At 63.5% G+C, this 24,299-nt stretch carries 20 protein-coding genes and 1 other RNA gene; 7 read left to right on the top strand and 14 right to left on the bottom strand.

The features are described from left to right. Positions 1-254: 254 nt before the first annotated feature. The 7 genes from dtd to ACQRAG_RS05945 all read right to left on the bottom strand — a co-directional run bounded on the left by dtd (position 255) and on the right by ACQRAG_RS05945 (position 6,705). Positions 255-746 carry a D-aminoacyl-tRNA deacylase gene (dtd, locus tag ACQRAG_RS05975; RefSeq protein ID WP_168935764.1) on the bottom strand — a complete coding sequence of 164 codons (492 nt, stop codon included), beginning with the start codon at positions 744-746 and terminating at the stop codon, positions 255-257. Beyond that, positions 746-2,485, bottom strand: coding sequence for a long-chain-fatty-acid--CoA ligase (locus tag ACQRAG_RS05970; RefSeq protein ID WP_427803885.1), 1,740 nt, complete (start codon positions 2,483-2,485; stop codon positions 746-748). The genes dtd and ACQRAG_RS05970 overlap by 1 nt, the downstream gene beginning before the upstream one ends. After that, on the bottom strand, positions 2,482-3,720 hold the full coding sequence (gene ispD / locus ACQRAG_RS05965) for a 2-C-methyl-D-erythritol 4-phosphate cytidylyltransferase (RefSeq protein ID WP_204674137.1): 1,239 nt from the start codon (positions 3,718-3,720) through the stop codon (positions 2,482-2,484). Before ispD ends, ACQRAG_RS05970 begins: the two co-directional genes overlap by 4 nt. A gap of 20 nt (positions 3,721-3,740) precedes the next feature. After that, an RNA gene (rnpB, locus tag ACQRAG_RS05960) (RNase P RNA component class A) lies at positions 3,741-4,104 on the bottom strand. Positions 4,105-4,117: 13 nt separating this feature from the next. After that, positions 4,118-4,894: a zinc ribbon domain-containing protein gene (locus tag ACQRAG_RS05955; RefSeq protein WP_168935761.1), complete on the bottom strand. Its 777-nt coding sequence runs from the start codon at positions 4,892-4,894 to the stop codon at positions 4,118-4,120. Positions 4,895-4,904: 10 nt separating this feature from the next. After that, positions 4,905-5,699, bottom strand: a complete 795-nt coding sequence (locus tag ACQRAG_RS05950; RefSeq protein ID WP_289615768.1) for a Nif3-like dinuclear metal center hexameric protein — start codon at positions 5,697-5,699, stop codon at positions 4,905-4,907. 193 nt (positions 5,700-5,892) lie between these two features. After that, positions 5,893-6,705: a phosphoribosylformylglycinamidine synthase subunit PurQ gene (locus ACQRAG_RS05945; RefSeq protein WP_006004563.1), complete on the bottom strand. Its 813-nt coding sequence runs from the start codon at positions 6,703-6,705 to the stop codon at positions 5,893-5,895. A gap of 208 nt (positions 6,706-6,913) precedes the next feature. On the opposite strand from ACQRAG_RS05945, the gene ACQRAG_RS05940 reads away from it, so the two are divergent. The 7 genes from ACQRAG_RS05940 to ACQRAG_RS05910 all read left to right on the top strand — a co-directional run bounded on the left by ACQRAG_RS05940 (position 6,914) and on the right by ACQRAG_RS05910 (position 13,336). Next, positions 6,914-8,557: a CTP synthase gene (locus tag ACQRAG_RS05940; protein WP_006004567.1), complete on the top strand. Its 1,644-nt coding sequence runs from the start codon at positions 6,914-6,916 to the stop codon at positions 8,555-8,557. A gap of 179 nt (positions 8,558-8,736) precedes the next feature. Then, positions 8,737-10,167 (top strand): RNA polymerase factor sigma-54, encoded by a 1,431-nt coding sequence (gene rpoN / locus ACQRAG_RS05935; RefSeq protein WP_204625251.1) that lies wholly within the window; start codon positions 8,737-8,739, stop codon positions 10,165-10,167. A gap of 22 nt (positions 10,168-10,189) precedes the next feature. Beyond that, positions 10,190-10,729 (top strand): ribosome hibernation-promoting factor, HPF/YfiA family, encoded by a 540-nt coding sequence (gene hpf, locus ACQRAG_RS05930; RefSeq protein ID WP_204625252.1) that lies wholly within the window; start codon positions 10,190-10,192, stop codon positions 10,727-10,729. A gap of 41 nt (positions 10,730-10,770) precedes the next feature. Continuing rightward, complete coding sequence (gene rapZ, locus ACQRAG_RS05925) at positions 10,771-11,673, top strand: RNase adapter RapZ (protein WP_168935756.1); 903 nt, start codon at positions 10,771-10,773, stop codon at positions 11,671-11,673. A gap of 68 nt (positions 11,674-11,741) precedes the next feature. Continuing rightward, the gene (locus ACQRAG_RS05920) at positions 11,742-12,185 is read left to right on the top strand and encodes a PTS sugar transporter subunit IIA (protein ID WP_006004575.1); all 444 of its coding nucleotides are present in this window, start codon (positions 11,742-11,744) and stop codon (positions 12,183-12,185) included. Positions 12,186-12,190: 5 nt separating this feature from the next. After that, entirely contained in the window at positions 12,191-12,652 is a 462-nt protein-coding gene (locus ACQRAG_RS05915) for a PTS sugar transporter subunit IIB (RefSeq protein WP_204625254.1), read from the top strand. Positions 12,653-12,757: 105 nt separating this feature from the next. Continuing rightward, positions 12,758-13,336, top strand: coding sequence for a hypothetical protein (locus ACQRAG_RS05910; RefSeq protein WP_427803886.1), 579 nt, complete (start codon positions 12,758-12,760; stop codon positions 13,334-13,336). Positions 13,337-13,481: 145 nt separating this feature from the next. On the opposite strand, the gene ACQRAG_RS05905 is transcribed toward ACQRAG_RS05910, so the two are convergent. The 7 genes from ACQRAG_RS05905 to ACQRAG_RS05875 form a co-directional block, all read right to left on the bottom strand. Further along, positions 13,482-14,450 (bottom strand): rhomboid family intramembrane serine protease, encoded by a 969-nt coding sequence (locus ACQRAG_RS05905; protein WP_427803887.1) that lies wholly within the window; start codon positions 14,448-14,450, stop codon positions 13,482-13,484. Between the two features lie 54 nt (positions 14,451-14,504). Then, complete coding sequence (gene rpmB / locus ACQRAG_RS05900) at positions 14,505-14,717, bottom strand: 50S ribosomal protein L28 (RefSeq protein WP_040369119.1); 213 nt, start codon at positions 14,715-14,717, stop codon at positions 14,505-14,507. Between the two features lie 186 nt (positions 14,718-14,903). After that, the gene (locus ACQRAG_RS05895) at positions 14,904-15,383 is read right to left on the bottom strand and encodes a hypothetical protein (protein ID WP_297138471.1); all 480 of its coding nucleotides are present in this window, start codon (positions 15,381-15,383) and stop codon (positions 14,904-14,906) included. 64 nt (positions 15,384-15,447) lie between these two features. Next, positions 15,448-16,578: an NAD(P)H-dependent flavin oxidoreductase gene (locus ACQRAG_RS05890; protein WP_204625258.1), complete on the bottom strand. Its 1,131-nt coding sequence runs from the start codon at positions 16,576-16,578 to the stop codon at positions 15,448-15,450. Positions 16,579-16,691: 113 nt separating this feature from the next. After that, positions 16,692-19,682, bottom strand: a complete 2,991-nt coding sequence (locus ACQRAG_RS05885) for a PD-(D/E)XK nuclease family protein (RefSeq protein ID WP_427803888.1) — start codon at positions 19,680-19,682, stop codon at positions 16,692-16,694. After that, positions 19,679-22,969, bottom strand: coding sequence for a UvrD-helicase domain-containing protein (locus tag ACQRAG_RS05880; protein WP_427803889.1), 3,291 nt, complete (start codon positions 22,967-22,969; stop codon positions 19,679-19,681). The genes ACQRAG_RS05885 and ACQRAG_RS05880 overlap by 4 nt, the downstream gene beginning before the upstream one ends. Further along, positions 22,962-24,281 carry an ATP-dependent 6-phosphofructokinase gene (locus ACQRAG_RS05875; protein ID WP_427803890.1) on the bottom strand — a complete coding sequence of 440 codons (1,320 nt, stop codon included), beginning with the start codon at positions 24,279-24,281 and terminating at the stop codon, positions 22,962-22,964. The genes ACQRAG_RS05880 and ACQRAG_RS05875 overlap by 8 nt, the downstream gene beginning before the upstream one ends. Between the last annotated feature and the right edge of the window lie 18 nt (positions 24,282-24,299).

Genomic DNA, 24,299 nt, shown 5'->3' with positions numbered 1-24,299 from the left:
TTTCTCTCTCTTCTTCTTCTTCTTTTTTTCTTCTTCTTTCTCTTTTGCTGGCAGTATCCGGTGGACGGGAGGCCATAAAAAAGGACAGCCGTACGGCTGTCCTTTTTTATGGCTTTGGGGAAAGCATATTGGAAAGAGGAGCGACCGGATGCCGGTCGGCCTGTACCCGTTCGTCGTGGACGTTACAGCCTGCAAGAACGGTATTAGCCCTGGGAGAGGCCTTTCACGCGAGGAAGAGGGACCCCCTTGCCGCCTTAAAGGTACAGATGCGGCAGCACCTCGCGGGAATCCAGCCATATGGTCACGGGGCCCCAGTTGATGAGGTGGACGCGCATGTCCGCGCCGAACACGCCCGTAGGCACGGGGCGGCCGCTTTCCTCGCTGACTTTTCGGGTGAAGCGGTCGAACATCTCGCGGGACCAGGCAGGATCGCCGGCATGGGAGAAGGAGGGGCGGCGGCCCTTGCGGCAGTCGGCATACAGCGTGAACTGCGGCACCAGCAGGACATCGGCCCCGCAATCCCGGGCGGAGCGGTCGAACTTGTCGCAGCGGTCTCCTTCGCCGGGGAAGATGCGCAGATCCAGCAGCTTGCGCGCCATGCCTTCAAAAACAGGACTGTGGTGGAAGTCCGGGCCGTCTTCGTCACCAAAGCCGGTCATGACCAGCAGGCCCTTGCCGATGGCGCCGGTGGTCTGGCCGTCCACAGTGACGGCCGCTTCGAGGACACGTTGAACCAGGAGTCGCATCAGTCCTCCTTGGCGGACGCGGCACCGTCCTGCCGGACGGCGTGACGGGCAGCTTTCTTGGCCTGTTTGGCCATCTCTTCTTCACGCAGGGCGCGGCGCAGGACCTTGCCCACGATGGTCTTGGGCAGTTCCTCGCGGAATTCCACCAGGCGGGGCACCTTGTAGGAGGCCAGGCGCTGGCGACACCAGCCCACGATATCGGCCTTGGTCAGTTCCACGCCGGGACGGGGCACGATATAGGCCTTGAGGGCCTCGCCGCGCACGCCGTCGGGGATGCCGACGCTCACGCCTTCCAGCACGTCGGGGTGTTCCAGCAGGACTTCATCCACTTCACGCGGATAGACGTTGTAGCCGCCCACGATGACCATGTCCTTCTTGCGGTCCATGATGAAGAAATAGCCTTCCTCGTCCATGACGGCCAGGTCGCCGGTATAGAGCCAGCCGTTGCGCAGGGCGCTGGCGGTCTCGTCGGGCAGGTGCCAGTAGCCCTGCATGACCTGCGGGCCACGGATGACCAGTTCCCCCAGCTTGCCCACAGGCAGGGGGGCGGTGCCGCTTTCGCTGTCCACGATGCGGGCATCGGTGCCGGGCAGGGGCATGCCGATGGAGCCTTCTTTCTGCTTGCTGTCTTCGCGGGGATTGATATGCGTGATGGGCGAGGCTTCCGTCAGGCCGTAGCCTTCGAGGATGATGGCGCCGGTCAGCTCCTGGAAGCGGCGGAAAGTATCGCGGGGCAGGGGAGCGGAACCCGAGATGCAAAGCTTGATACAGGTCAGGTCATACTGGCCCAGGGTCTTTTGCTGCAGCAGCGAGCTGTAGACCGCGGGCGCACCGGGGAAGACCGTGGGGCGGTGCTTGCCGATGAGGTGCAGCACGTCCTGGGGCACATAGCGGGGCAGGGGCAGCACCGTGGCGGCCAGGGCGGCCGGGATGGTCAGGCCCGTGGTCAGACCGTAGACGTGGAAAAAGGGCAGCAGGCCCACGAAGCGGTGTTCCGTCTCGGGGGTCTCCTGGATGATGCTCAGGATCTGGCGGCAGTTGGTGCCCAGATTGCTGTGGGTCAGGGCCACGCCCTTGGGGATGCCGGTGGTGCCGCCGGTATATTGCAGCAGCGCGGGCGTGTTCTGCGGGTCGGCGATGGGTTCGCTCAGGGGCTGGGCGCCCCTGCTGAAGTCCTTCCAGGCGATGACCTTGTCATCATAGGGGATGGGGACGGCCTTCTGGCGGCCCTTGGTGAAACGGTAGATGAGGTTCAGCGGGAAGGAAAGGGCGTCGGCGATGCCGGTGACCACATAGGTCTTGACGGGCAGACGGTCACGCAACGGCGCCACGCGGGGCCAGAGCATGTCCAGCAGGACAAGGCATTCGGCACCGGCGTCATTGAGGTTCTGGAGCAGCTCCCGTTCCATGTAGAGGGGGTTGACCATCACGGCCACGGCCCCGCATTTGACCACGCCCCAGAAGGCGATCATGGTCTGGGGCAGGTTGGGCAGCATGACGGCCACGCGCTGGCCCGGCCGGATGCCCGCGCGGCGCAGGGCCCCGGCAAAGCGTTCCGCGGCCTCATGCAGGGCCTTGTAGCTCAGGCGGGTGTTCTGGAAGATCAGGGCCGGGCGCTTGGGATAGCGTGCGGCGGCCTCATCCAGCAGGCTGTACAGGGGCTGGTCGAAAACAGTGACGGTACGGGGAACGGACGGTTCGTAATGGGAGAACCAGGGACGGTGCAGCTCGGGGGTCATGCCATTTCCTTGGTGTTGCGCGAGTGAGGGGGAAGCTGGAACGCCGTGGCCACGGCATAGGCCTTGATGCCTTCACAGGCACCGGTAAAGCCCAGCTTTTCTTCCGTGGTGGCCTTGATGTTGACCGAGTCCGTACCCAGGCCCAGCAGGCGGGCCACATTTTTGCGGATCTCTTCACGATGGGGAGCCAGTTTGGGGGTCTGGGCCACGACGGTCAGATCCACGTGGCAGAGGGTCAGACCGGCATCCCGGAAGCGTTCCAGCACGTCGTCCAGAAGGACAGCAGAGGAAATATTGTCGAAACGGGCGTCGGCATCAGGGAAAAGACGGCCGATGTCGCCCAGGGCCGCGCAGCCCAGCAGGGCATCCATCAGGGCATGGAGCAGGACGTCGCCGTCGGAATGGGCGATGACCTCGGGAGCATTGGGGATGATGATGCCGCCCAGCTTCATGGGGCGGCCGCTGCCGTAGCGGTGGACGTCATAGCCCATGCCCACGCGCGGCACCGGCATGACGGGGGAGCGTTCTTCCAGCAAGGCAAGGTCCTCGGGATGGGTGATCTTGATATTGGCGGCTTCGCCCGGCACCACCAGTACGGGGTGCCCGTGGGCTTCCATCAGGGCTGCATCGTCCGTGGCCGCGCGTCCGGCGGCGCTTTCCTGCCGGGCGGCATCGTGGGCGGCCAGGAGGGGAGGCAGGGCAAAGCCCTGGGGGGTCTGCACGGCGCGCAGCCGGGCACGGGGCGGCGTGTCCGTCACAAGATCGTCGCAGACGACCTTTATGGTATCCGTGACGGCAAGGCCCGGGATGACGGCCACGGCACCTGCGGCGAGCGCATCGCACACACGGTGGACGAGGGCCGCGCTCATGAAGGGCCGCGCACTGTCGTGTACCAGCACATGCGTGGCTTCCTTGGGCAGGGCGGCCAGCCCGTGGCGCACGGAGTCCTGCCGTTCCGCCCCGCCGGCCACGGCCAGCCAGGGGATGCCGGGATCCTCGTCGCGGGCCAGCTGGGCCAGGCGCTGTTTTTCTTCTTCCAGGCAATCCTGGGGGAAGACAAAAACAAGGCCCGCCACGGCCCCGGAACGGGCCAGAGTGCGGGCTGAATGCCAGTAAAGGGGAACCCCTTTCCAGAGCAGGAACTGTTTGGAGTGGCCGCCTGTAGCGGCGGACAGGCGCTTGCCCTGTCCTGCGGCCAGAACGAGGGCCCAGGGACGGACGGGAATTCGTGTCATGCTGTACTCGCAAAAAAACAGGCAGGAGTCGAACGATAAGCCGGGTTCTGTTCGCGCCGGGGCGCGCGATCGCCATTCCTCTAGAAGAGCAGTTGCCTGCCCTCTCAAGCAGCCTACCCGGAAGGTATGGCCGGGCAAGCCTCCTTCCCTATTTGGCCTTGCTCCAGACGGGGTATGCCGAGCATGCCGTGTCACCACGGCATCTGGTGGTCTCTTACTCCACCGTTTCACCCTTACCCGGCCGGTACGGGACCGGCCGGGCGGTTTACTTTCTGTGGCGCTGTCCGAAGGTCGCCCTTCCTGGACGTTATCCAGCGTCCTGCCCTGTGGAGCCCGGACTTTCCTCTCCGGGCCAATGCCCGCAGCGGCGATCTGTCCGGCTCCTGCCTGTTGATTTTTAGTCCACCAGAGTCTTGGGTTTGGCCGGAGCGGCCTGCAGTTCCATATCCGGGAAGTGCTCGTTCCAGAAGATCAGGCGCTGGCAGTTGGGGCAGCTCAGGATCTGCTGGCCGCGCTGCAGTTCGATGAAGGACTGCGGCGGGATGGCGATGTGGCAGCCGGAGCAGATGCCTTCGCGCACACCGACGATGACGGGATGCTCAAGACGCTTGCGGATGAATTCGTACCGCACGAAGACGGGCTGGGGGATGACGCCGGCGGCATGCTGGCGCTTTTCTTCCAGTTCGGCCAGCTTGGCCTGGGCCAGCTGGATCTTTTCTTCCAGGCCGTCGCGGCGCACTTCCAGTTCGGCCTGGAGGGCGCCATGGGTCAGGTCCAGCTCGGCCAGGGCTTCGTTCTGGCGCTGCACCTCTTCCATGAGGGTCATCTTTTCTTCCTCACGGGAGCGGTTGATCTTTTCCATGCTGTCCATTTCGCGCATCATGGCATGGTATTCGCGCGTGTTTTCCACCTGCATGAGCTTGTTCTTGCTCTTCTTGATGCGGGCGGAGTCGTCGTCGATCTCCATGGCGAGGCGCTTCTGCTGTTCCTGCAGGTGGGTCAGCTTTTCCACGATGCGTTCGCGCTGGGCGTTGCTGGCATCGAATTTGGCCTGCAGCTCGTCCAGCTGGCGGGGAGCGGATTCCAGTTCCTGACGCACGGCAAAGATGGCGTCGTCCACTTTCTGCAGCTCGACAAGCTGGCGGATCTGGTCAAGGTAGACAGCGGTGCTCATGAGGTTCCTCCTAAAGAACGCGGGGATGGACAGGCTGGAAAGGGGAGGCCGAAGGCACGAAGACGACTTCGAGCATCGGGCAGGCGTGCTGCAGGTGGATGGCGGCACGCCGCATCATTTCTTCTTCCAGGCTGTGATGACCCACGTCGAAAAGACAAAGTTGCGTATCCAGCGCCGTATGGTATTTGACGTCGCCGGTGATGAAAATGTCGGCACCTGCGGCGCGGGCCTCCTCCAGAAGGGAGGATCCCGAACCGGTGCAGTAGGCCACCCGCCGGATGCTTTCCGGGCAGGGGCCGCTGACGGTGGCGGTGCTCAGGTCGATGTGCGCGGCCAGCATGCCGGCCAGCTGCTGCAGGTCCACGGGCTCGGCCAGATCGCCGGCCAGGCCGAAGCCATGCGGCAGATCCCCCGTGCCGGGGCCGGTGGGTTCCAGCACGGCCAGATTGTCCAGATGCAGCTCGCGGGCCAGCCAGGACACCGGGCCGTCGCTGTTGACGTCCAGCGAGGTATGCGCGGCGTAAAGCGGCACATCGTTGGTCAGCAGCAGGCGCAGGACTTCATGGTAATGGTCGATGCGGTTGGGCAGCGAAGGCTTGAGCGCCAGCGGATGATGGCTGAGGATGCACTGCGCACCGAGCTCGAGCGCGGCCGAGACGGAAGCCGGGCTCGGATCGAGGCAGACAGCCAGACGCGTGGCGTCGGTCCTGTGCGCGGCCACCTGCAGGCCCGAAACGTCCCAGGACGCGGCGCCTTGCAGGGGGGCCATCTGTTCTATGATGCTAATGATCTCTGCTATATGCATATCGATCCCTCACAGTAAAAAAGCACTTCCCTGAAACCAGAAAAGTGCTTTCAAAAGCAAAGGGCGGCAGGCTCGCTGCAAATGATCGACACCTGTGTCTGCGACCACTGGGGCCGTAACCAGCAAAATGGTTCAAAGAATTTAGCTGGCCCTGAGCCCGCTGTCAAGCGGGAAGTCCCCTCCCTTCCTTATATTAAAGGGCGCGCAGGTAGCGCACGGCGTTGGAGAACAGCTGGGTGGCCGGGGGCACGTCGATGGAGCCGCGGGTCCAGGTGGGATAGTTGGTCACATGGTGGAACGCTTCGGGGTGGGGCATGAGGCCCAGCACGCGCCCGCTGGGATCCGTCAGGCCGGCGATGGCCAGGCTGGAACCGTTGGGGTTGAGCGGGTATTCCATGGTCGCCTTGCCGGTCTCGGGATCGGCATACTGCAGGGCGATGAGGTTTTCATCGGCCAAGCGCTGCAGGGTGGCGTCGTCACGGGCGATGAGCTTGCCTTCGCCGTGGCGCACGGGCATGGCCATCATGGGCAGATCCTTGGTGAAGACGCAGGGGCTCTTGGGGTTGGGCAGCAGGTGCACCCAGCGGTCTTCGTAACGGGCGGAGTCGTTGTGGCTCAGAGAGACCTGGCGCTCGAAACGGTTGTTGTCCAGGGCGGGCAGCACGCCCAGCTTGACCAGAAGCTGGAAGCCGTTACAGATGCCCAGGATCAGTTTGCCGTCGTTGATGAATTCGGTCAGGGACTGGAGCAGGGGAGTGCCCGTGCTGTCCTTCAGATAGCGCCAGCGCATGCTGGCAGCCTGGGCGGCACCCAGGTCGTCACCATCCAGGAACCCGCCGGGGAACACGAGAAAATGGTAATCGCTCAGGCGGACTTTGGCGGCCACGATGTCGGAAAAGTGCACGACGTCAGCGCGGTCGGCACCCGCGAGACGGGCGGCGTGGGCGGTTTCGAGATGGGAATTGGTGCCATAGCCGGTGATGACGAGAGTATTGACTGTGCCCATGCGGCAGAAGCCTCCTTGCAAGCGGTAGCCACAAAGGGCCACTATAGAAATGGAAAAAGAGACTACCTGCAAAGTTTATAATAGTCAATGCTGGTAAAATGATTCGGATTGGTGTAAAACCTCCCGATTGCGCGAGGGCGGTTCGCCCGGGCGCAGCACATGCGGTCCGGACCACGGTCCGCTGTATGTCATCAAAAGGTAGGAGTTCATGAAAACCAAGTTCATTTTTGTTACGGGCGGTGTGTTGTCTTCCCTGGGCAAGGGCCTTGCCGCGGCTTCGCTGGGCGCCCTGTTGCAGACCCGGGGACTTTCCGTCACCATCCAAAAGCTGGATCCGTATATCAATGTTGACCCCGGCACCATGAATCCCTTCCAGCACGGCGAAGTGTTCGTGACCGATGACGGGGCCGAGACCGACCTGGACCTGGGCCACTACGAGCGTTACCTCAACGTGCCCATGTCGCGCAAGAACAACACCACTTCCGGTGCCATCTACAACCACGTGATCGCCAAGGAACGCCGGGGCGATTACCTGGGCGGCACCGTGCAGGTGATCCCCCACATCACCGACGAGATCAAGCGCACCGTGCTTTCCTTGGCCGAAGGCGACAACGCCCCTGACGTGGCCATCATCGAGATCGGCGGCACCGTGGGCGACATCGAAGGCCTGCCCTTCCTGGAAGCCATCCGCCAGCTCAAGTCCGAGCTGGGCCGCGACAACTGCCTGAACATCCACCTGACGCTGGTGCCCTACCTCAAGGCCGCCGGTGAGCACAAGACCAAGCCCACCCAGCACAGCGTCAAGGAACTGCTTTCCATCGGCATCCAGCCCGACATCATCCTCTGCCGCTGCGAGCACAGCATCCCCGAAGAGATGCGCCGCAAGATCGCCCTGTTCTGCAACGTGGATCAGGATGCCGTGTTCTCCTCCGTGGACGTGGGCAACATCTATGAAGTGCCCCTGCGTTTCTACGAGGAAGGCTTCGATCAGAAAGTGGCCATCATGCTGCGCCTGCCCGCGCGCAACGCCCACCTGGAAGACTGGAAAAAGCTGGTCTACGACTGTGCCAATCCCCAGGGCAGCGTGACCATCGCCATCGTGGGCAAGTATGTGGACCTGAAGGAAGCCTACAAGAGCCTGCATGAAGCCCTGATCCACGGCGGCGTGGCCAACCGCGTTTCCGTGAACCTGCGCTACGTCAATTCCGAGAACGTGGACGACAGCAACGTGGCCGCCACCTTTGCCGGCTGCGACGGCATCCTGGTGCCCGGCGGCTTCGGTTACCGCGGCGTGGAAGGCAAGATCGCCGCCATCCGTTATGCCCGTGAGAACCGCATCCCCTTCTTCGGCATCTGTCTGGGCATGCAGTGTGCGGTCATCGAGTTCGCCCGTCACGTGGCCGGTCTGGAAGACGCCAACTCCGAAGAATTCGATCCCCTGAGCGCCCACAAGGTCATCTACCTGATGACCGAATGGTTCGACTTCCGCACCAAGAACCTGGAAAAGCGCGACGCCGAGAGCGACAAGGGCGGCACCATGCGCCTGGGCGCCTACCCCTGCAAGATCATCCCCGATACCCGTGCCTTTGAAGCGTACGGCAAGGAACTGGTGGAAGAACGCCACCGTCACCGCTACGAGTTCAACAACGCCTTCAAGGATCTGCTGGAAGAAAAGGGCATGGTCTTCAGCGGCACCGCCCCCGACGGCTCCCTGATGGAGATCGTGGAACTGCCCGACCATCCCTGGTTCCTGGGCTGCCAGTTCCATCCCGAGTTCAAGTCCCGTCCCATGGCGGCGCATCCCCTGTTCCGCGAATTCATCAAGGCCGCCAAGAACAACCACAAGAAATAGGGCTTTTGTGCAAGAAAAGCCGTTCAGGACGCTCCGCTGGCGCGGGGCGTCCTTTTTTTATGCAATGACTTGAAATATTCCCTTTTTTGTGCTCCCGGTCCAGCCTCCCTTGCCTATTGGTGCAGCATGTGGCATGGTATTTGAAACGTAGAAAATTTTTACTGACAGGATAGCACCCCATGGCATTGGAACTTCGTCAACAACTCAAATTGTCGCAGCAGCTGGTCATGACCCCCCAGCTGCAGCAGGCCATCAAGCTGTTGCAGCTTTCTCGTGTCGAACTTCTGGAGACCGTCCAGCAGGAATTGCTGGAGAACCCCTTCCTGGAAGAGGCCCCGGCCAATGAGCCCGTGGCTCCGCAGGATCAGGAGGAGCCGCGGCACGAGAAGCCCCAGGACGAAGTCTATGACGAAGACCTTTCCCGCAATGCCGACTGGGAGGAATATCTCGGCGAATTCGCCAGCACGCCGCGCACCTCGCAGGGGCGGGAACTGGAGATCGCGGAAGAGATCTCTCCCCTGGAGGCCCGTTACTCGGCCAAGCCCACGCTGGAAGGCCATCTGCTCTGGCAGCTGCATCTTTCTACCCTGACGGACGAGCAGAAGGAGATCGGCGAGATCATCATCGGCAATCTGGGCTCGTCGGGCTATCTGCGGGCCAGCGTGGAAGAGATCGCCGAGATGGCGTCCACCACGCCGGAGGCCGTGCAGACCGTGCTGGAGCGCGTACAGCTTTTCGACCCGGTGGGCGTGGCGGCCCGGGATGCCCGCGAATGTCTGCTGGTGCAGCTGAAGAGCCTGCGCTACGACCGTGACCCCATCCTGCTGGAACTGGTGCAGTCGCATCTGGAAGATCTGGAAGCCCACCGCTACAAGCCCCTGCTGCGCAAGTTCAAGCTGGATATGGAAGGCCTGCGCGAGTACCTGGACATCATCCAGTCCCTGGAGCCCCTGCCCGGTGCCAGCTTCGACGGCAGCGAGCCCACCTATGTAAGCCCTGACGTCTTCGTGTACAGCGTCGGTGACGAATTCGTCATCCTGCTCAATGAAGATGGTTTGCCGCATCTGCAGCTCTCCAGCATGTTGCGTGATGGCGTTCCCTCCTGTAATGAAAAAGAGAAGGACTACGTTTCGGAAAAGGTGCGTTCCGCATCCTGGCTCATCCGCAGTCTGTACCAGCGGCAGCGGACGCTGTATAAAGTGGTGGAGAGCATCGTCAAACATCAGCAGCCCTTTTTCCGTGACGGCGTCACCAAGCTCGCGCCGCTCATCCTCAAGGATATCGCCGACGATATCGGGATGCATGAATCCACGGTCAGCCGCATCACCACCAACAAGTATGTGGCGACGCCGCACGGCATCTTCGAACTGAAATTTTTCTTCAACAGCGGGCTTGAACTGGACGATGGAAGTCAGGTAGGCTCAGAGAGCGTCAAGGCTCTGATCAAAAAGTTCATCGCTGGCGAAGATCCCAAATCGCCCCTGAGCGACGAGCGGCTCGGCGAGTTGCTCAAGGAACAGTTGAAGGTCAATATCGCACGGCGCACGGTGGCCAAGTACCGCACGGCGCTGAACATCCCCTCATCCTCAAAGCGCAAGGAACATTTCTGATTCCTGCACCACGGGAGGTTCTATGAACATTGCTTTCACTTTCAAGAACTTCGAGGCCTCCGATCATCTGAAGAAGTATGCCCGTCGCCGCATGGAGAAGATGGGACGCTTTTTTGGCAAGGCTTCCGGACTGGAAGTCGGTGTTGTGCTTACTGTGGACAAGTTCCGGCATCGCTGTGAAGTGACCATCGCCGGCGAGGGGCTGCACCTGAGTGCTTCCGAGCAGTCTTCCGACATGTACGCCGCCATCGACCTTGTGGTGGACAAGGTCGAGGCCCAGATCAAGAAGCACGTCTCGCGCGTCAAGGAACAGCGCCGTCAGGCCCGCAACGCCAGCGTGGACGTCTTCACCTACAACCTGGAAGCCGATCCCGATGAAGAACCCGCCGTGGTGGGCACCGAGCGCTTTGCGCCCAAGCCCCTGCATCTGGACGAAGCCCTGATGCAGCTGGAATCCATCGGCAGTGAGTTCCTGGTCTTCATCAATGCCGAGACCGACCGCGTCAATGTGGTGTACCGCCGTCGCATCGGCGGCTATGCCGTCATCGACCCCGTCCTGTAAAGACTTCGGGGCCCCCGCAAGGGGGCCCCTTCGAGATTGCCATGAGCCAGACACCATCCGAGGGCGCGGCAGCGCCTGTCCAGGTCTGTATAGTCACCGGCCTTTCGGGGGCCGGTAAAAGTACGGCGCTGCGGGTCTTTGAAGACCTGCGCTATTTCACTGTGGACGGGTTGCCTGCCGGGCTGGCCGTCGAGATGGTGGAGATGATGCGGCGCGGATCTATGGAACGCTTCCGGGGCATGGCCCTGGGCATGGACATGCGCCAGCAGGACTTTCTGGAAGAGCTCAATGTGGCCCTTGCCCAGCTTTCCGAGCACGGGGTCCGGCCCATACTGCTTTTTCTGGAAGCCGGAGCGCAGGAGCTCATGCGCCGTTATGCCACCACCCGCCGGCCCCATCCGCTGGAGCGTGAGGGCATGGGCCTTGAGGATGCCCTGCACGAGGAACGCACGCGTCTGGCCCCCGTGCGCGAGATGGCGGATCTGGTCATAGATACCAGCCGTTTTTCCATCCATGACCTGCGCCGCGCCATCCAGAAGCGCTGGAGCAGGACGTCGGGCAAGCTGCGGGCCATCCGGGTCAACGTCATCTCGTTCGGCTTCAAGTACGGCGTCCCGCGCGAGGCGGATTTCGTCTTTGACCTGCGCTTTTTGCCCAATCCCTATTTTGTAGAAAAATTGCGTCCCCTCAGCGGCAAGGACAAGGCTGTCCGTGACTATGTCTTTGCCTCCGAGGCCGCGCAGGAATTCGAGAAGAAGCTTTTTGACCTGGTGCGTTTCATGCTGCCGCAGATGGAAGCGGAAGGCCGCTACCGGGTCGCCATCGCCGTGGGCTGTACCGGTGGCCGCCACCGTTCCGTCGCCACGGCCGAGGCCCTGTTCCAGATGCTGCGCCAGGCGGATTATCCGGCCAGTATCGAGCACAGGCACCTTGAACTTGGCTAGGAAAGCTGGCACTCTTGGCCTTACGTGCTGCATTTTGCAGAAATTTCAGTTCCAGCGCGAGGTATGTCATGTCGGAACAGCAATCTTCCACCCAGGTCGGCATTATCGTTGTCGCCCATGCCGACTATGGCTCTGCCATGCTGCGCACGGCGGAGTTCATCCTTGGTACCCTGAGCGACTGCACCTCCATCAGCGTGGACATCGCCCAGGAGGTGCCCGAGACCGTGCGCCGTCTGGATGATGCCGCCCAGCGGCTGGACAAGGGCGCAGGGGTCATCATCCTCACCGACATGTTCGGTGGCACCCCCACCAATCTGGCCCTCTCCCTGCTGGGGAGCCATAATGTGGAAGTCGTCACCGGCGTCAACCTGCCCATGCTGCTCAAGGTCTTCACCTGTCGCGAAAAGCCCCTGGCCGAGCTGGCCAAGCTGGCCGGAGAGGCCGGAACCAAGGGCATCGTCGTGGCCGGCAGCATGCTGCGTTCCCGGAACAAAGAAAAAACAGGCGATTGATCCGTATGCTCTGGTTCAGAGTGGACAACCGTCTGGTGCACGGGCAGGTCATCGAAGGCTGGCTGCCCTATGTGGCCGCCCGGCACCTGATAGTTGCCAATGACGCCATGTCGGCGGACCTTCTGCAGCAGCAGATCGTCTCCTTGGCCGTGCCGGAGCAGGTGGCCATCCACTTCGTACCGGTGGACGCCCTGCTTGAGACCCTGGCCTGCTGTGGCGAGAGCAGCCTCGTCCTCTTTGCCGACTGTCAGGATGCCCGCAGGGCCCTGGAGAGCGGCGTCGACATCCGGGCCCTCAATATCGGCAATCTGCACTACGCACCGGGCAAGATCCAGGTTTTCCCGCATGTGGCCCTTTCCGAACAGGACAGGGAGGACTTGCGGGCCATGCTGCAACAGCAGGTAGAGCTGGATTTCCGCTGTGTGCCTTCCGACAAAATCCGGGATGCTTATGAGCAGCTTCTCTGATGCCCTCTGGCTGGGCGTGCAATACGCTTTTTTTTTGTCCTCGCGGGGGTAGCCCGTTCCTCCTTTGTCTTCAGGCTGGCTGACAGGCCCCTGTTCTGGGCCCTGTTGCTGGGCGGCCTTTCCGGCCAGTGGCAGCCCGCGCTCTCGCTGGGGATCGTGGTGGAGCTGCTCTGGCTCGATGTCATCGCCCTGGGCAGTGTGGTCCCGCCTTTCGGGACCCTGGCCTTCCTGCTGCTTTTTCCCCTGTCCATCATCCCGGGCTGGTCTGAGGCCCATCAGTTCCTGGCCCCCCTGATGTTCGCGGTATTCGCGGCTTACGGCGCCAGCTATGCGGAGCGCTACCAGCGGGTGGCCCTCAATCCGTTGGTGGATCTGGTCACGGCGTGGTTCACTTCCGGTCGCGGCTGTACGCCGGGGCAGGCCGTAGCGCTGGGGGCCGTGGTGCGCGCTGCCTGGCAGTTCTCGCTCTACATGCTGTGCTATGTGGCCTTGTGGCTGGCCTGTGATCTGCTGGGAGAGGCGATATTCCTTTTTGAAGGGCAGATGGGCTGGCCCATACTGTTTGCTGCCAGCATGGTGGGCGGCATCCTTTCTTTGCGCACCCGCCGGGCGTATGCCTGCCTTACGGGGATGTTCGTGGCTGTCTGCGGCTTTTTGGCCGTGACCAGACTGGACATGTTCTAGGAGCTGCCGGGCGCTTCCGGGGAACAGATCCTTCATCACCTTGCCATAAAAAAGCTGCGTCCTGCACGGCATTGCCATGCGGACGCAGCTTTTTTCGGTCGCCATCCGTGGTGGCGGACAGTGCCGGAGGGAGACGGTTTCGCCGTCATCCCTGTTGAAAAGCCTGTATCCAGGCCAGCACGGGCAAGAGCAGGGCCAGCAGGGCGGACAGCCATTGCGGCAGGCCCGGCCAGCGCCGCCTGGTACGCAGGGCCTCCCAGAAGCCGAGGGTCATGCCGGCCACCAGGCCGCAGATGTGGGCCAGATAGTCCACGTTCCCTTCGCCCATGCCCCACATGGCCAGAATGCCTACGCCGGCCGCCAGCGGCAGGTAGCGCTTGCTTTCATGATGCAGGACCATATACCCGGCCAGGGCCCCGATGGCCGCGAAGACAGCCGTGGAAAAGCCCAGGCTGAGGACGAATTCCCGTCGCAGCGCCACGGTGAGCAGATTGCCGAGCCCGCCGCCCAGCACGGTGAGCAGCAGGGCCCGTCCCGGACCTGTCAGCCGGGCCAGCAGGGGCAGCATGATGCCGCCCAGCAGGATATTGCCGCCCAGGTGGGCGGCGTCGGCATGCAGGGTCAGGGCCGTGAACAGGCGTTGCCATTCTCCGTAGATGCGCAGGCGGACGTTGTCCAGCGCTCCGGCCTGTTCCCAGCCCATTGGGAGGGGCAGCCCGTCGGGCAGCGGCCACCAGCCGCTGCGCAGGCCGTGCCAGAGGACGAGCAGGAGCAGGGGCAGGGCAGCCAGCCAGCAGCGGGCATGGAGCGCGGGCGGCAGGCCGCGGGGTGCCGGAGGGCGCTGCTTTTCCGCATGGAAGTGCTGCAACTCCTGCCGGGCCAGACCTTCCAGCAGGGCAGGTACATAGATGTATTCTTTTTGGCGGAAGCGCCAGAGCTGATGGGGCAGACCGCAGGCGCTGAGCACGAGGATTATTTCCTGGCGCTGGCTGTAGGAGGTGATGCCCTCGGGGCCGGTGAGGGAACGCCAGTGGAACGGCAGGGGACGCGGGCGGCGCTGGGCGTGCCAGTACCCCGCAAAAGGGGCAGGCAGACGCAGAAGGCGGGGCTTCATAGCAAAAAAGCCCCGATTGCAGTGGCAACCGGGGCTTTGCGGACAAAAAACAAGTTAGTCCTGCTTGGCGCGGGCGGCGGGCTTGGTCACCACACCGGAGCGCAGGCAACGGGTGCACACGGTCAGGGTGCGCACGGTGCCGTCAGCGAACTGATGACGCACGCGCTGCAGGTTGGGGTTGAAGCGGCGCTTGGTCTTGATGTTGGAATGGCTGACAAGATTGCCGACCTGGGGCTTTTTGCCGCAGAAATCGCATTCTTTGCTCATGATGTCCTCCGTATATGCAGAAAACTGTGTGTATCGTTTATGCGGCAAAGCCGGGTAACAGCGGCCGCGCATTGCGCAGGCAATGAGCCATGCATCCAGCATGGCCGCGCAAGCAGTTCCTTTACCCAAGCTTTGCCAAAAAGGCAAGCCTTTTTCCGGGAAAAGCCCAAATTTCTTTGCTGCGGGCTATTTTTCGGGCGTCAGGCATGGGCAGAGCATCTGGCGCCGGGGCAGGGCGGCCCCTTCCGGAGGGCGACATCCTGCCTGTCCGGCTTCCGTATGCGACAGCAGGCGGGCATGGACGCGGCAGCCGATGGCGTAGGGGGGCAGCCACTGCCGCCACTGTGGTGTCGCGGCGTCGATGGCAAGCCGTGCCAGATCCGGGCAGGCGGTGCAGGAAGCACAGGGGGCATCCGGCAGTTCCAGAACGCAGCAGGCATCCGGGGATTGCTCCAGCGTGGCCATGAGGCTGACGGTGCGGTGGCGCAGATCCAGCTCGGCATCCATGACCGTGGCGCAGGCCTCGGCATCATAGCCCAGTTCTTCATAAGCCATCCAGATCACTTCGCCGTTCATGCGCCCGTACAGGGGATGGCTGTTCCGCAGGCGTTTTTTTTCAGCATCGGGCAGCGTGGCGCTGTCCACCAGGGGAAGGGTGTCGTCCATGGTCCTCCAGAGGCAAAAAAAGGGGCCGGCAGGGCCGGCCCCAGGATGATGGATGAGGCGGATGTTACTTCAGCAGGCCCTGCAGGGTCTGCTTGCCCTTGCTGATGGTCTGGTCGAATTCCTGCTGCAGGGATTCCATCAGTTCCTTGACGGAAACGATGCTGTTGACCCGGGCCACGTTGGCGCCGCAGAAGGCGAAGCCGCGTTCCAGGTTGCCCTTCATGGCGCTGATGAGGGCCTGGGCGATGCAGTAGGGCGTCTTTTCCTGGTCGCAGGTATGCACGCAGTGGAAGACGCATTTGAAGGGCTTTTTGTTGCCCTGGCGGGCGGCCTCGATGAAGTCGTTCTGCAGGGCGCGGCCGGGCATGCCCACCGGGCTCTTGATGATGGTGATGTCTTCCTCGCGGGCAGCAATGTAGCTCTGCTTGAAGCGGTCATCGGCATCACATTCCTTGGTGGCCACGAAGCGGGTCCCCATCTGGACGCCGGAAGCGCCGAGGTCGAGGAATTTTTTGATGTCTTCGCCGGTGTAGATGCCGCCGGCGGCGATGACGGGCACGGCGCGGCCTTTCTGGTCTTCAAGGCGCTTGGCGGCTTCGACCACCTGGGGGACCAGGACTTCCAGGGCGAAGTTCGGGTCGTTGATCTCTTCACGCTTGAAGCCGAGGTGGCCGCCGGCCTTGGGGCCTTCCACCACGAAGGCGTCGGGCAGGTAGTCGAAGCGGGAGAGCCACTTGCGGGCGATCAGGGTCGCCGCGCGGGCGGAAGAGACGATGGGGACCAGCTTGGTCTTGAACTCTTCCTTTTTTTCTTCGCAGGCCTGCAGGAGATGCTTGGGCATCTCCAGGGGCAGACCGGCACCGGAAAAGATGATGTCGGCACGGTTTTCGATGGCCGTGCGCACCATCTGGCTGAACGTGGTCAGCGCCACCATGATGTTGACGCCGATGATGCCCTGGGTCTTTTCCCGGGCCTTGGTCAGCTCCTGGCGCAGGGCGCGCAGGTTGGCTTCGATGGGGTTCTTGGCCACGTCGGGCTCTTTCATCCCGATCATGGCTCCGGCGATGACGCCGATGCCGCCCTGATTGGCAACAGCAGAGGCGAGGCCGGAAAGGGAAATGCCAACACCCATGCCGCCTTGGACGATGGGCATTTTAGCGGTCAGGTCTCCAATGGACAAAGAAGGAAAAGCCATGATGCAACCTCCAACATGGCGCTATAAGGTAAAGCCCTCGAGGGGCGGTATTGAAATCAATTTTCGGAAAGCATTACCAGAAAAACCTTATTTTCACAAGGCCGCTGTCTCTGTCAGGCATGGCAAAGTGCCTGATAGTCGCACCAGCGGCAACCTTCGCCCGGACGGCCGGTGAAATCAGGGCCGTGCTCCATATGCCAGAGCAGCAGGGAGAGGACGTCAAAGCATTGACGGATGCGTTCGCCATTGTCCAGATCCAGCCTGGGCCCGAACAGCCAGTATTCCCGCCCCTTGTCGCGCAGTTCCACCAGGGCGGCGTCGTGCAGATCCTTGAAACCGGCGGCGTGCAGCATGCACAGGTAGGCGGGCAGCTGGATCATGCGCAGCTTCTCGGCCAGCTGGTCGAAAGCCCCGGCGGCCAGCCGGCGGCGTTCCTCAAGAGGGATTCCTGCGTCCCGGACCTGCGCCATGTGGACGAACAGGGCTTCGTCATCCCATAAGGCACCGGCAGGACTGTTGATGGTACCGGTCTTGTAATCCACGATGCAGAGGCCGTCCTCACGCCTGTCCAGTCTGTCCAGGCGTCCCTTGAAGGTATATTCCCGGCCGTTGCAGCTGATGACCTGGGTCAGGGGATATTCCAGTTCCAGGATGGTGGCTTCCGGCTGGTTGCAAAGATATTCCTCCAGACGGCGCGGGGCTGCCATGGAGAACATCATCAGGCTGTCGGGCGGCAGCTGGGTCCGCAGGTCGTGTCTTTCCATCTGGCGCTGCAGTTCGGCACGCATGACGGCCATGTCGAAGGTCCCCGCATCCACCAGCTTGCCGCGATACGGACGGTAGAGCTGCTGCAGCACGTCGTGCAGCACGGAGCCCACTTCTGCCGGATCGTCTCTCTCGTTGACCTCCTGGACGGGCCGGAAGCGGCACAGATGTTTCCAGACGAAGGACAGCGGGCAATGCAGGTAGGTATCCAGGGCCGTGGGAGAGATGGGCGCGGCCAGAAAGGCCCGCATGGCATCCTGCAAGGCCTGGTTGCGCTTCAGGGACAGCTCGCGGGGCGGCATGGGGGCCACGGCACAGGTGGCCACAGCCAGCGGCGGCGTGCCCGGCTTGAGGATAGCCCCGGTGCGCTGCTCGTGCGCCCAGATGAGCTGCTCCACAAAACGGCTGCGGGCCTTCTTGCTGTCCATGAGTCCGGAACGGCCCTGGCTCTCCTGCCAGTAAAAATGCACCTCGCGGGCGCAGGCACACAGGCGGTAGAGGGTGTGGGAGGCCGCCCGTTCCCGGCGGCGGGCATCAGGCAGGCCGAGGATGCGGCGCAGGCTGTCCGGCAGCAGGGGATCCTGGCCTGGGGTACCGGGCAGGACGTCGTCGGTGGCATCGATGATGAAGATGCGGTCGAACTGGAGCAGACGGCTTTCCAGCATGCCCAGCACCTGCACACCACCCAGCGGATCGGCTTCGAAGGGGATGCGCTGCTGTTGCAGCAGCTGGCGAGCCAGACCGTGCAGAAGGCGGGAGTCCATCTCCTCGCCGGACAGGGCATTGTGCTGCAGTTCCGGCACGCAGTGGCGTACGAGCCGGTACAGGGCCTCGGCATCCAGGGGGAAACGTTCCCAGACGGCCTGTCCGTGGCGGGTCAGGAAGTCGCTCAGGCGCAGCAGGGCGCCGGCCAGACCGGACAGCGTGGAAACGGCGCCGAAATCCTCCAGCAGCAGGTGCAGCAGTTCTTCCAGCAGCGCGCGCTCGGGACTGGGGGCAGGGAGGGCACCGTCCGTGGCGTCCTCTCCGGCGGGAGCATCCATGCTTTCTTCGCCTTCGGCCAGGGTGGCCAGCAGATCCTCATGGGCCACCAGGCGCCTGCCGCTGCGGATGCGGCGCTCCAGACGGCGGAGCAGGGGCCGCAGGGACTGCCCCGTGCCGGGCTCTCCCCCGGGCGCGGCGGCCTGGAGCATGCCCAGATAGGGGTGGCGCAGGCAGGCCAGCAGATAGCGCCAGTAGAAAAGCCCGTCCTTGTCCCGTCCTTCATGCAGGCGGAACAGGCTGTCCAGCAGGTGGAAGAGGGGCGAACGGTCCAGCGGATAGCCCATGGAGATGTTGACTTCCTTGTCCGGCAGATGGTGCAGCACGGGCAGCAGAAGGTCGCCGTGGGTCAGAAGGATGGCCGTGGATGCCTCCGAAGGGGCATCCAGATCCTGTTGCAGGGCCTTGAGTTGGGAGTGGAGGTCATAACCCGCGAAATAGTGCCATTTTTGCGCGTCTTCCACCGGAGAGGGCGCGTCCGCCTCCCAGGGCCGGGCCGTGGCCTGCCAGCGTTGCAGCCACTGGACGTGTTCCTGACAGGCCCAGTGCACAGGCGGCCGCTCTTCCTCACCATGCCGGGCCAGGGCCGGATCCGTGTGCAGGCAGACACGGGCACCGGCCTGCCAGAGACTGCGGAGCAGGATGTCCTCGGTCTCGGTAAGCAGGGAAAAACCGGCCAGCAGCACGGGATGCCCGTCAGCCGGGCGCAGCAGGTCGGGGATGTCCTCCGCATGGCGGGCGGCCAGCCAGAAGTCATGGCCCGGCGTGGTCCAGCCCTTTTGAGCCAGCGCCGCCACATAGGCATCGCGGATGCGCCCCAGGGCCCCCAGCAGGGCCGCGGCTGGGGGGCTCACCTCGTCGATGAAGGGCAGGTCGTCCGTGACCATGTTCTGGCCCAGCAGTTCTTCCAGCAGATTGGCCAGACGTATGCCCCAGGGCAGGAAGGCGTCCGGGGACAGTTTGCCGAAGCGTTTTTCCAGTTCGTGGTCTTCGTCGGCCAGATCGAGGACGCAGTCCCGCAGCAGGGCCACCCTGTCCAGCAGGCAGGCCGTACGCAGCGGCACGGGGCTGGCATGCATGCGCCACAGGCGCACCATGTCCGGCAGGGAAAGGACCTTGGGCAGCAGGCCGGTGGTCCCGGCAGCGGCATAGATGTCCACAAGATAGCGCCACGGACGGTTGTGGGGGACGATGATGACGGCATCACCCGGCCGTCCGTCGCTCCAGAGGTCGGTGGCCTGTTTCAGGGCAGGCAGGAAAGGCTGCTGCCAGGAAAAGATATGGAAGGGGCTGCTCATGCCTCGTCCTCACAGAAGTAGCGGGGATAGGCCCCAAGATCCGTAAACAGTTCCGAAGCGCTGTCGGGTTCCACCAGGCGGAAAGACTGCCTGTCCAGATAGATGAGCAGGCCGCGGGCCACGGTGGTGCCGCTCTGTTCCAGACAGCGCAAATAGCGCTGCACTTGCCGGACATGCTCGTCCATGACCCTGCCGCTCTTGTAGTCCACCACCAGGGTCCCCCAGGACAGGGGGACGATGAGGTCGGCACGCAAAAGGTCCCGGCGGGAACCGTCGGCGGCCAGCATGGATTGCTCCGGCACACCGCGCCGCTGCCACAGGCCGAACTGGGGCAGACGCAACAACCAGAGCAGGCAGGATTCCATGTCGGCGGCAACGCTTTCCCTGTCGGGGGCGTCCTGTCCGTCGGCAAGGGGGATGGTGGCGAGCACTTCCCGCACGGCAGCCCTGATGTTGTCCTCACTGAGGCCGCCCAGAGGCAGCTGCTCCAGACAGGCATGGAGCAGGGTGCCGCGATCCCGTGCGGAAAAGTGCATCCGTTCCAGCGGGTTGCGGTAGATCTTGAGCCGGGGCAACCATTGCATGGGACGCCAGTCTTCCTCCGGGTCATGCGGCACTGCCGTCTGTCCGCCGGAGAGCTGGTCGGAGGCGCTATCGTCTCCTGCGTTTTCTGCTGCCGGGGGCGTATCGTCTCCTCCTTCCTCCGCCACAGCGGGCTGGACCGGATGCAGCACGTCGTCCCCGCCTTCCAGCAGGTAGGGGACCTCGAGTCCGGCCTGCTGCCAGAGGACATCCAGGGCGTGGCTGCCGCAGCCCTTGCGCACGGTGGCGGCGCTGGTACGGAAGACGAGGAGCTCTTCCCGTGCCCGGGTAAAGGCCACATAGAACTGGTTGAGCAGTTCCATGGCCTGCCGCAACAGGGCTTCGTAGTAGACCCTGCCGCAATGCGGGCCGTTCTTGCAGACCATGCGCAGGCCGTCTTCCTCCATGAGCACCGGGTCGCTCGCCTTCAGGGTGGCATCGGTCCAGGGCAGGAGGACCACAGGGGCCTCGAGGCCCTTGGATTTGTGGACGGTCATGATGCGAACGGCGTCGATGCCCTCAGGCATGGGGACTTTTTCCTCCTCGCCCTTTTCCTGCCAGTGGGCCAGAAAGTCGGGCAGGGTGGCCAGGCCCTGATCCTCGGCATTCTTGAGCACTTCAAGGAAGCAGCGCAGGAAAACATCGGCATCGGGATAGCGTTCGAAGACCTGCAGGCGGTCATACCATTCCATGACCGTGTCGTAGGGCGTCATGAGCCCGGCCTGATTGTGGAAAGGTGCCAGGACGGAGGCCCAGAAGCCGGGGAAGTTCCGTTGCAGATGCTGCACCAGGGGGATGCTGCCCCTGTCCACGCAACTGTCGTGCAAAGCCTGAAGGTCGGGGACAGGCAGGGGGCCCTGCTGCACCAGACTGCCCGTGACCACGGTCCAGAGGGCCAGCTCGTCTTCCGCGTTGCACAGGAACTGCAGCAGGGCCACGCTCTGGATCACCAGAGGATGGGTGGACAGCAGCAGGCTGTTCTCCGTGACGATGGGGATGTCGGCCGCTGCCAGATCCTCGGCCACCAGTGCGGCCTGGGCATTGCTGCGCACCAGCACCATGATCTCCTGCCAGCGACGGCGCGGGGCCAGTTCCTGCCGGAGTACATGGCGCAGGCGCGCCAGTACGGCGGTGTTGAGTTCTTCGCTGCTGTCACCGTCGATGGCTTCCACGCGCACAAGGCCGCCGGGAGGCGAGCTGGGCGAAAAATCCTGGGCCGTCCCGGCATAGCCCGCGGCCACACGTTCGGCATAGCTGTCCAGCAGATCGTCCGGCGTGTCCTGCGGCATCAAGGCGGAAAGGGCCTGCCGGGCTACGGCGGCATCCTCCAGAGGCGAGAACAGGGCATTGTTGTGCGCGATGACCTGACGGCAGCTGCGCCAGTTGGCCGTGAGCGTCTCGTGGCGCACATCCGGGGCCAGAAGGCGCAGGGGAGCTTCGATGCCGTCAAAAAGGGCGGCATCCCCGCCACGCCAGCCGTAGATGGCCTGCTTGACGTCGCCCACCCAGGTCAGGGAACCGCCCCGGGAAAGGGCCTCTTCCACCAGCGGGCTCAGGGCCTGCCACTGTTCGCGGCTGGTGTCCTGGAATTCGTCCAGCAGGAAATACTGCAGGCGGCTGCCCAGACGGCACAGGGCCTCGGAGACGCCAAAGCTGCCGCTGAGCACCAAGGCGGCCATCTCCGGCACCAGGACGGCGGGCAGGGTGCCTTCCTGCTGCTGGTTGGCCCGCATGGCGTGGACCAGCAACGTGGCCAGCTGGACGGCCGGGGCAAAATTGCGGGCCGAACGCAGCAGGGCATGACGGCGGCTGAAATCCGGCAGCCAGGACGTCAGCGCTTCCAGTGCCGACAGCAGTTCTTCCGTACGCTTCGTTTTGGCCGTGAGGAATTTGTCGACCTCGGGCTCGGCGATGGACTTGAGCTTGAAGGCCCCTTCGTCCCGCTCCTGAAGGCGCACCAGGGCCTTGCGGCTCGTGGCATGGAGCTTGGTCTTGGCCTGCTCCTCCGCGTCGAGGACAGCCCGGATCAGGCCGCGCGTCCTGTTCCAGAGCTGCTGGTGGCGGCTTTCCAGCTCTTCCGGGCTGGCGATATCCGTGAATTCGTCGCGCAGGATGCCGTCCAGCAGGGGGCGGATGATGTCGCCCAGCTTTTCCCCCGCATTGAAGCCCTTGCTCTGCTGCACATGGACGATGGCCCAGTAAAGGTCGCGCAGCAGTTTTTCCATCTTCTCGTTGCCCTGGGAGGCCTGGTTGAGCAGGGTATCGAGATAGGGCGTCACGGCATCCATGCTCACGAAGGCGGGCTGGAAATCCGGGGGCAGATCCAGCTGCAGGGCGGCCGAACGCACGATGGCGTGGAGCAGGCTGTCGATGGTGCGGATGTTGAGGCTGGCCAGATCTCGCAGGATGACGTCCAGCCAGCGGGCGGCCATGTCGGGCGTCAGGGGGATGCCTTTTTCCGGCGTGCCCAGGGCGATGGCCTTGAGGCGGCCGATGACGCGGTCGCGCATCTCGCCGGCGGCGGCATTGGTGAAGGTGATGGCCAGGATCTCGTCCCAGCCCGAGGGGCCGGTGCCCAGCCCGCAGGAGGCGGCAGCGGCCGGTGCCGGGGCCCCGCAGGCCGCCAGCAGACACAAAAAACGCCGGGTCAGGTCATAGGTCTTGCCTGACCCGGCGGATGCCTTGACTTGATACAGACTAGCCATGCGTCTCCTGCTGCGGCAGCATACCGGCCAGCATGCCCTGTCCCGTGGATTCCAGGGCGGCGCGCCAGAGATCGGAATAGATGTTGAGCTTGCGGCGGCGGCGCGTCACCAGCTCCAGCGGCAGATGCACGTAGCGGTCCTGGATCTTGCCCACCACCATGTCGGTGCGCCCGGCCATGGCCGCATGGACGGCGTACTGGCCCAGGAAGCCGCAGTAGACCTTGTCGTTGGCCGTGGCCGGCACGGAGCGGATGATGTAGCTGGGGTCGATGTACTTGAGCGCGTGGGGGATGCCGCGGGCGTCCATATAACGCTTGATCTCGGAGCGCAGCAGGTCGGCCACGTCGCCCAGCAGCAGGTTGCCCGAGGCGTCGGTGGCGCCGGAACGGTCCAGCAGATGCTGGCCGGCGCCCTCAGCCGCCACGATGACGGCGTGATGGCGGCTTTTCAGGCGTTCTTCCAGCGCGGGCAGCAGGCCGCCTTCCCCTTCGAGGGTGAAGGGCGCTTCCGGCACCAGGACAAAGTTCACTTCCTTCATGGCCAGCGTGGCCTGGGCGGCGATGAAGCCCGATTCCCGGCCCATGAGCTTGACCAGGCCGATGCCGTTGGGCATGCCCCGGGCCTCGGTGTGGGCGCATTCGATGGCCTCGGTGGCCTTGTAGACGGCGGTCTCGAAGCCGAAGGACTGGGGGATGAAGTTGATGTCGTTGTCGATGGTCTTGGGGATGCCGATGACGGCGATCTTGAGGTTGCGCGCCTGCACTTCGCGGCTGATGCTCAGGGCGGCCTTCATGCTGCCGTCACCGCCGATGACGAACAGGATGCTGACGTTGGAGCGTTCCAGGCTGTCCACGATCTCTTCCGCGGACTGGGGACCGCGCGACGAGCCCAGGATGGTGCCGCCGAAGCGGTGGATGTCGGCCACGCGTTCGGGCGTCAGTTCCATGGGCTGATGCCCGCAGGCCGGGATGAAGCCTTCCAGCCCGTAGCGGATGCCCATGATGGAGGGCACATGGTAGGCGTGGTGCGCCTCCATGACGATGGCGCGGATGACGTCATTGAGCCCCGGGCAAAGGCCACCGCAGGTCACGATGGCGCATTTTGCCCGGCTGGGATCGAAGTAAAGTTTTTTCCGGGGGCCGGCAGCCTCGAAATCCAGACATATGGGTTCGGTGAACTCGTCGCAGAGTTCCCTGTCCACCTGTATGGGCAGGCGCACGTCATCCACCCAGGTACGGTAGGGCAGCCTGGACGTGAGTTTGGGGGTGCCGAGAGTACGGATGCTGGTATCGATGGCGCCGGGTTTGGTCATGCTTCACCTCGTGGTGGG

Source organism: Desulfovibrio sp. SGI.230, from assembly GCF_050313065.1.
GTDB lineage: Bacteria > Desulfobacterota > Desulfovibrionia > Desulfovibrionales > Desulfovibrionaceae > Desulfovibrio.
Note: the sequence above shows the minus strand (reverse complement) of the source record. Positions and strands in the feature narration are given on the sequence as shown.

Coding starts and splice junctions, on each gene's coding strand:
- dtd (WP_168935764.1), bottom strand. CDS start 746: ATGCGACTCCTGGTTCAACGTGTCCTCGAAGCGGCCGTCACTGTGGAC.
- ACQRAG_RS05970 (WP_427803885.1), bottom strand. CDS start 2,485: ATGACCCCCGAGCTGCACCGTCCCTGGTTCTCCCATTACGAACCGTCC.
- ispD (WP_204674137.1), bottom strand. CDS start 3,720: ATGACACGAATTCCCGTCCGTCCCTGGGCCCTCGTTCTGGCCGCAGGA.
- ACQRAG_RS05955 (WP_168935761.1), bottom strand. CDS start 4,894: ATGAGCACCGCTGTCTACCTTGACCAGATCCGCCAGCTTGTCGAGCTG.
- ACQRAG_RS05950 (WP_289615768.1), bottom strand. CDS start 5,699: ATGCATATAGCAGAGATCATTAGCATCATAGAACAGATGGCCCCCCTG.
- ACQRAG_RS05945 (WP_006004563.1), bottom strand. CDS start 6,705: ATGGGCACAGTCAATACTCTCGTCATCACCGGCTATGGCACCAATTCC.
- ACQRAG_RS05940 (WP_006004567.1), top strand. CDS start 6,914: ATGAAAACCAAGTTCATTTTTGTTACGGGCGGTGTGTTGTCTTCCCTG.
- rpoN (WP_204625251.1), top strand. CDS start 8,737: ATGGCATTGGAACTTCGTCAACAACTCAAATTGTCGCAGCAGCTGGTC.
- hpf (WP_204625252.1), top strand. CDS start 10,190: ATGAACATTGCTTTCACTTTCAAGAACTTCGAGGCCTCCGATCATCTG.
- rapZ (WP_168935756.1), top strand. CDS start 10,771: ATGAGCCAGACACCATCCGAGGGCGCGGCAGCGCCTGTCCAGGTCTGT.
- ACQRAG_RS05920 (WP_006004575.1), top strand. CDS start 11,742: ATGTCGGAACAGCAATCTTCCACCCAGGTCGGCATTATCGTTGTCGCC.
- ACQRAG_RS05915 (WP_204625254.1), top strand. CDS start 12,191: ATGCTCTGGTTCAGAGTGGACAACCGTCTGGTGCACGGGCAGGTCATC.
- ACQRAG_RS05905 (WP_427803887.1), bottom strand. CDS start 14,450: ATGAAGCCCCGCCTTCTGCGTCTGCCTGCCCCTTTTGCGGGGTACTGG.
- rpmB (WP_040369119.1), bottom strand. CDS start 14,717: ATGAGCAAAGAATGCGATTTCTGCGGCAAAAAGCCCCAGGTCGGCAAT.
- ACQRAG_RS05895 (WP_297138471.1), bottom strand. CDS start 15,383: ATGGACGACACCCTTCCCCTGGTGGACAGCGCCACGCTGCCCGATGCT.
- ACQRAG_RS05890 (WP_204625258.1), bottom strand. CDS start 16,578: ATGGCTTTTCCTTCTTTGTCCATTGGAGACCTGACCGCTAAAATGCCC.
- ACQRAG_RS05885 (WP_427803888.1), bottom strand. CDS start 19,682: ATGAGCAGCCCCTTCCATATCTTTTCCTGGCAGCAGCCTTTCCTGCCT.
- ACQRAG_RS05880 (WP_427803889.1), bottom strand. CDS start 22,969: ATGGCTAGTCTGTATCAAGTCAAGGCATCCGCCGGGTCAGGCAAGACC.
- ACQRAG_RS05875 (WP_427803890.1), bottom strand. CDS start 24,281: ATGACCAAACCCGGCGCCATCGATACCAGCATCCGTACTCTCGGCACC.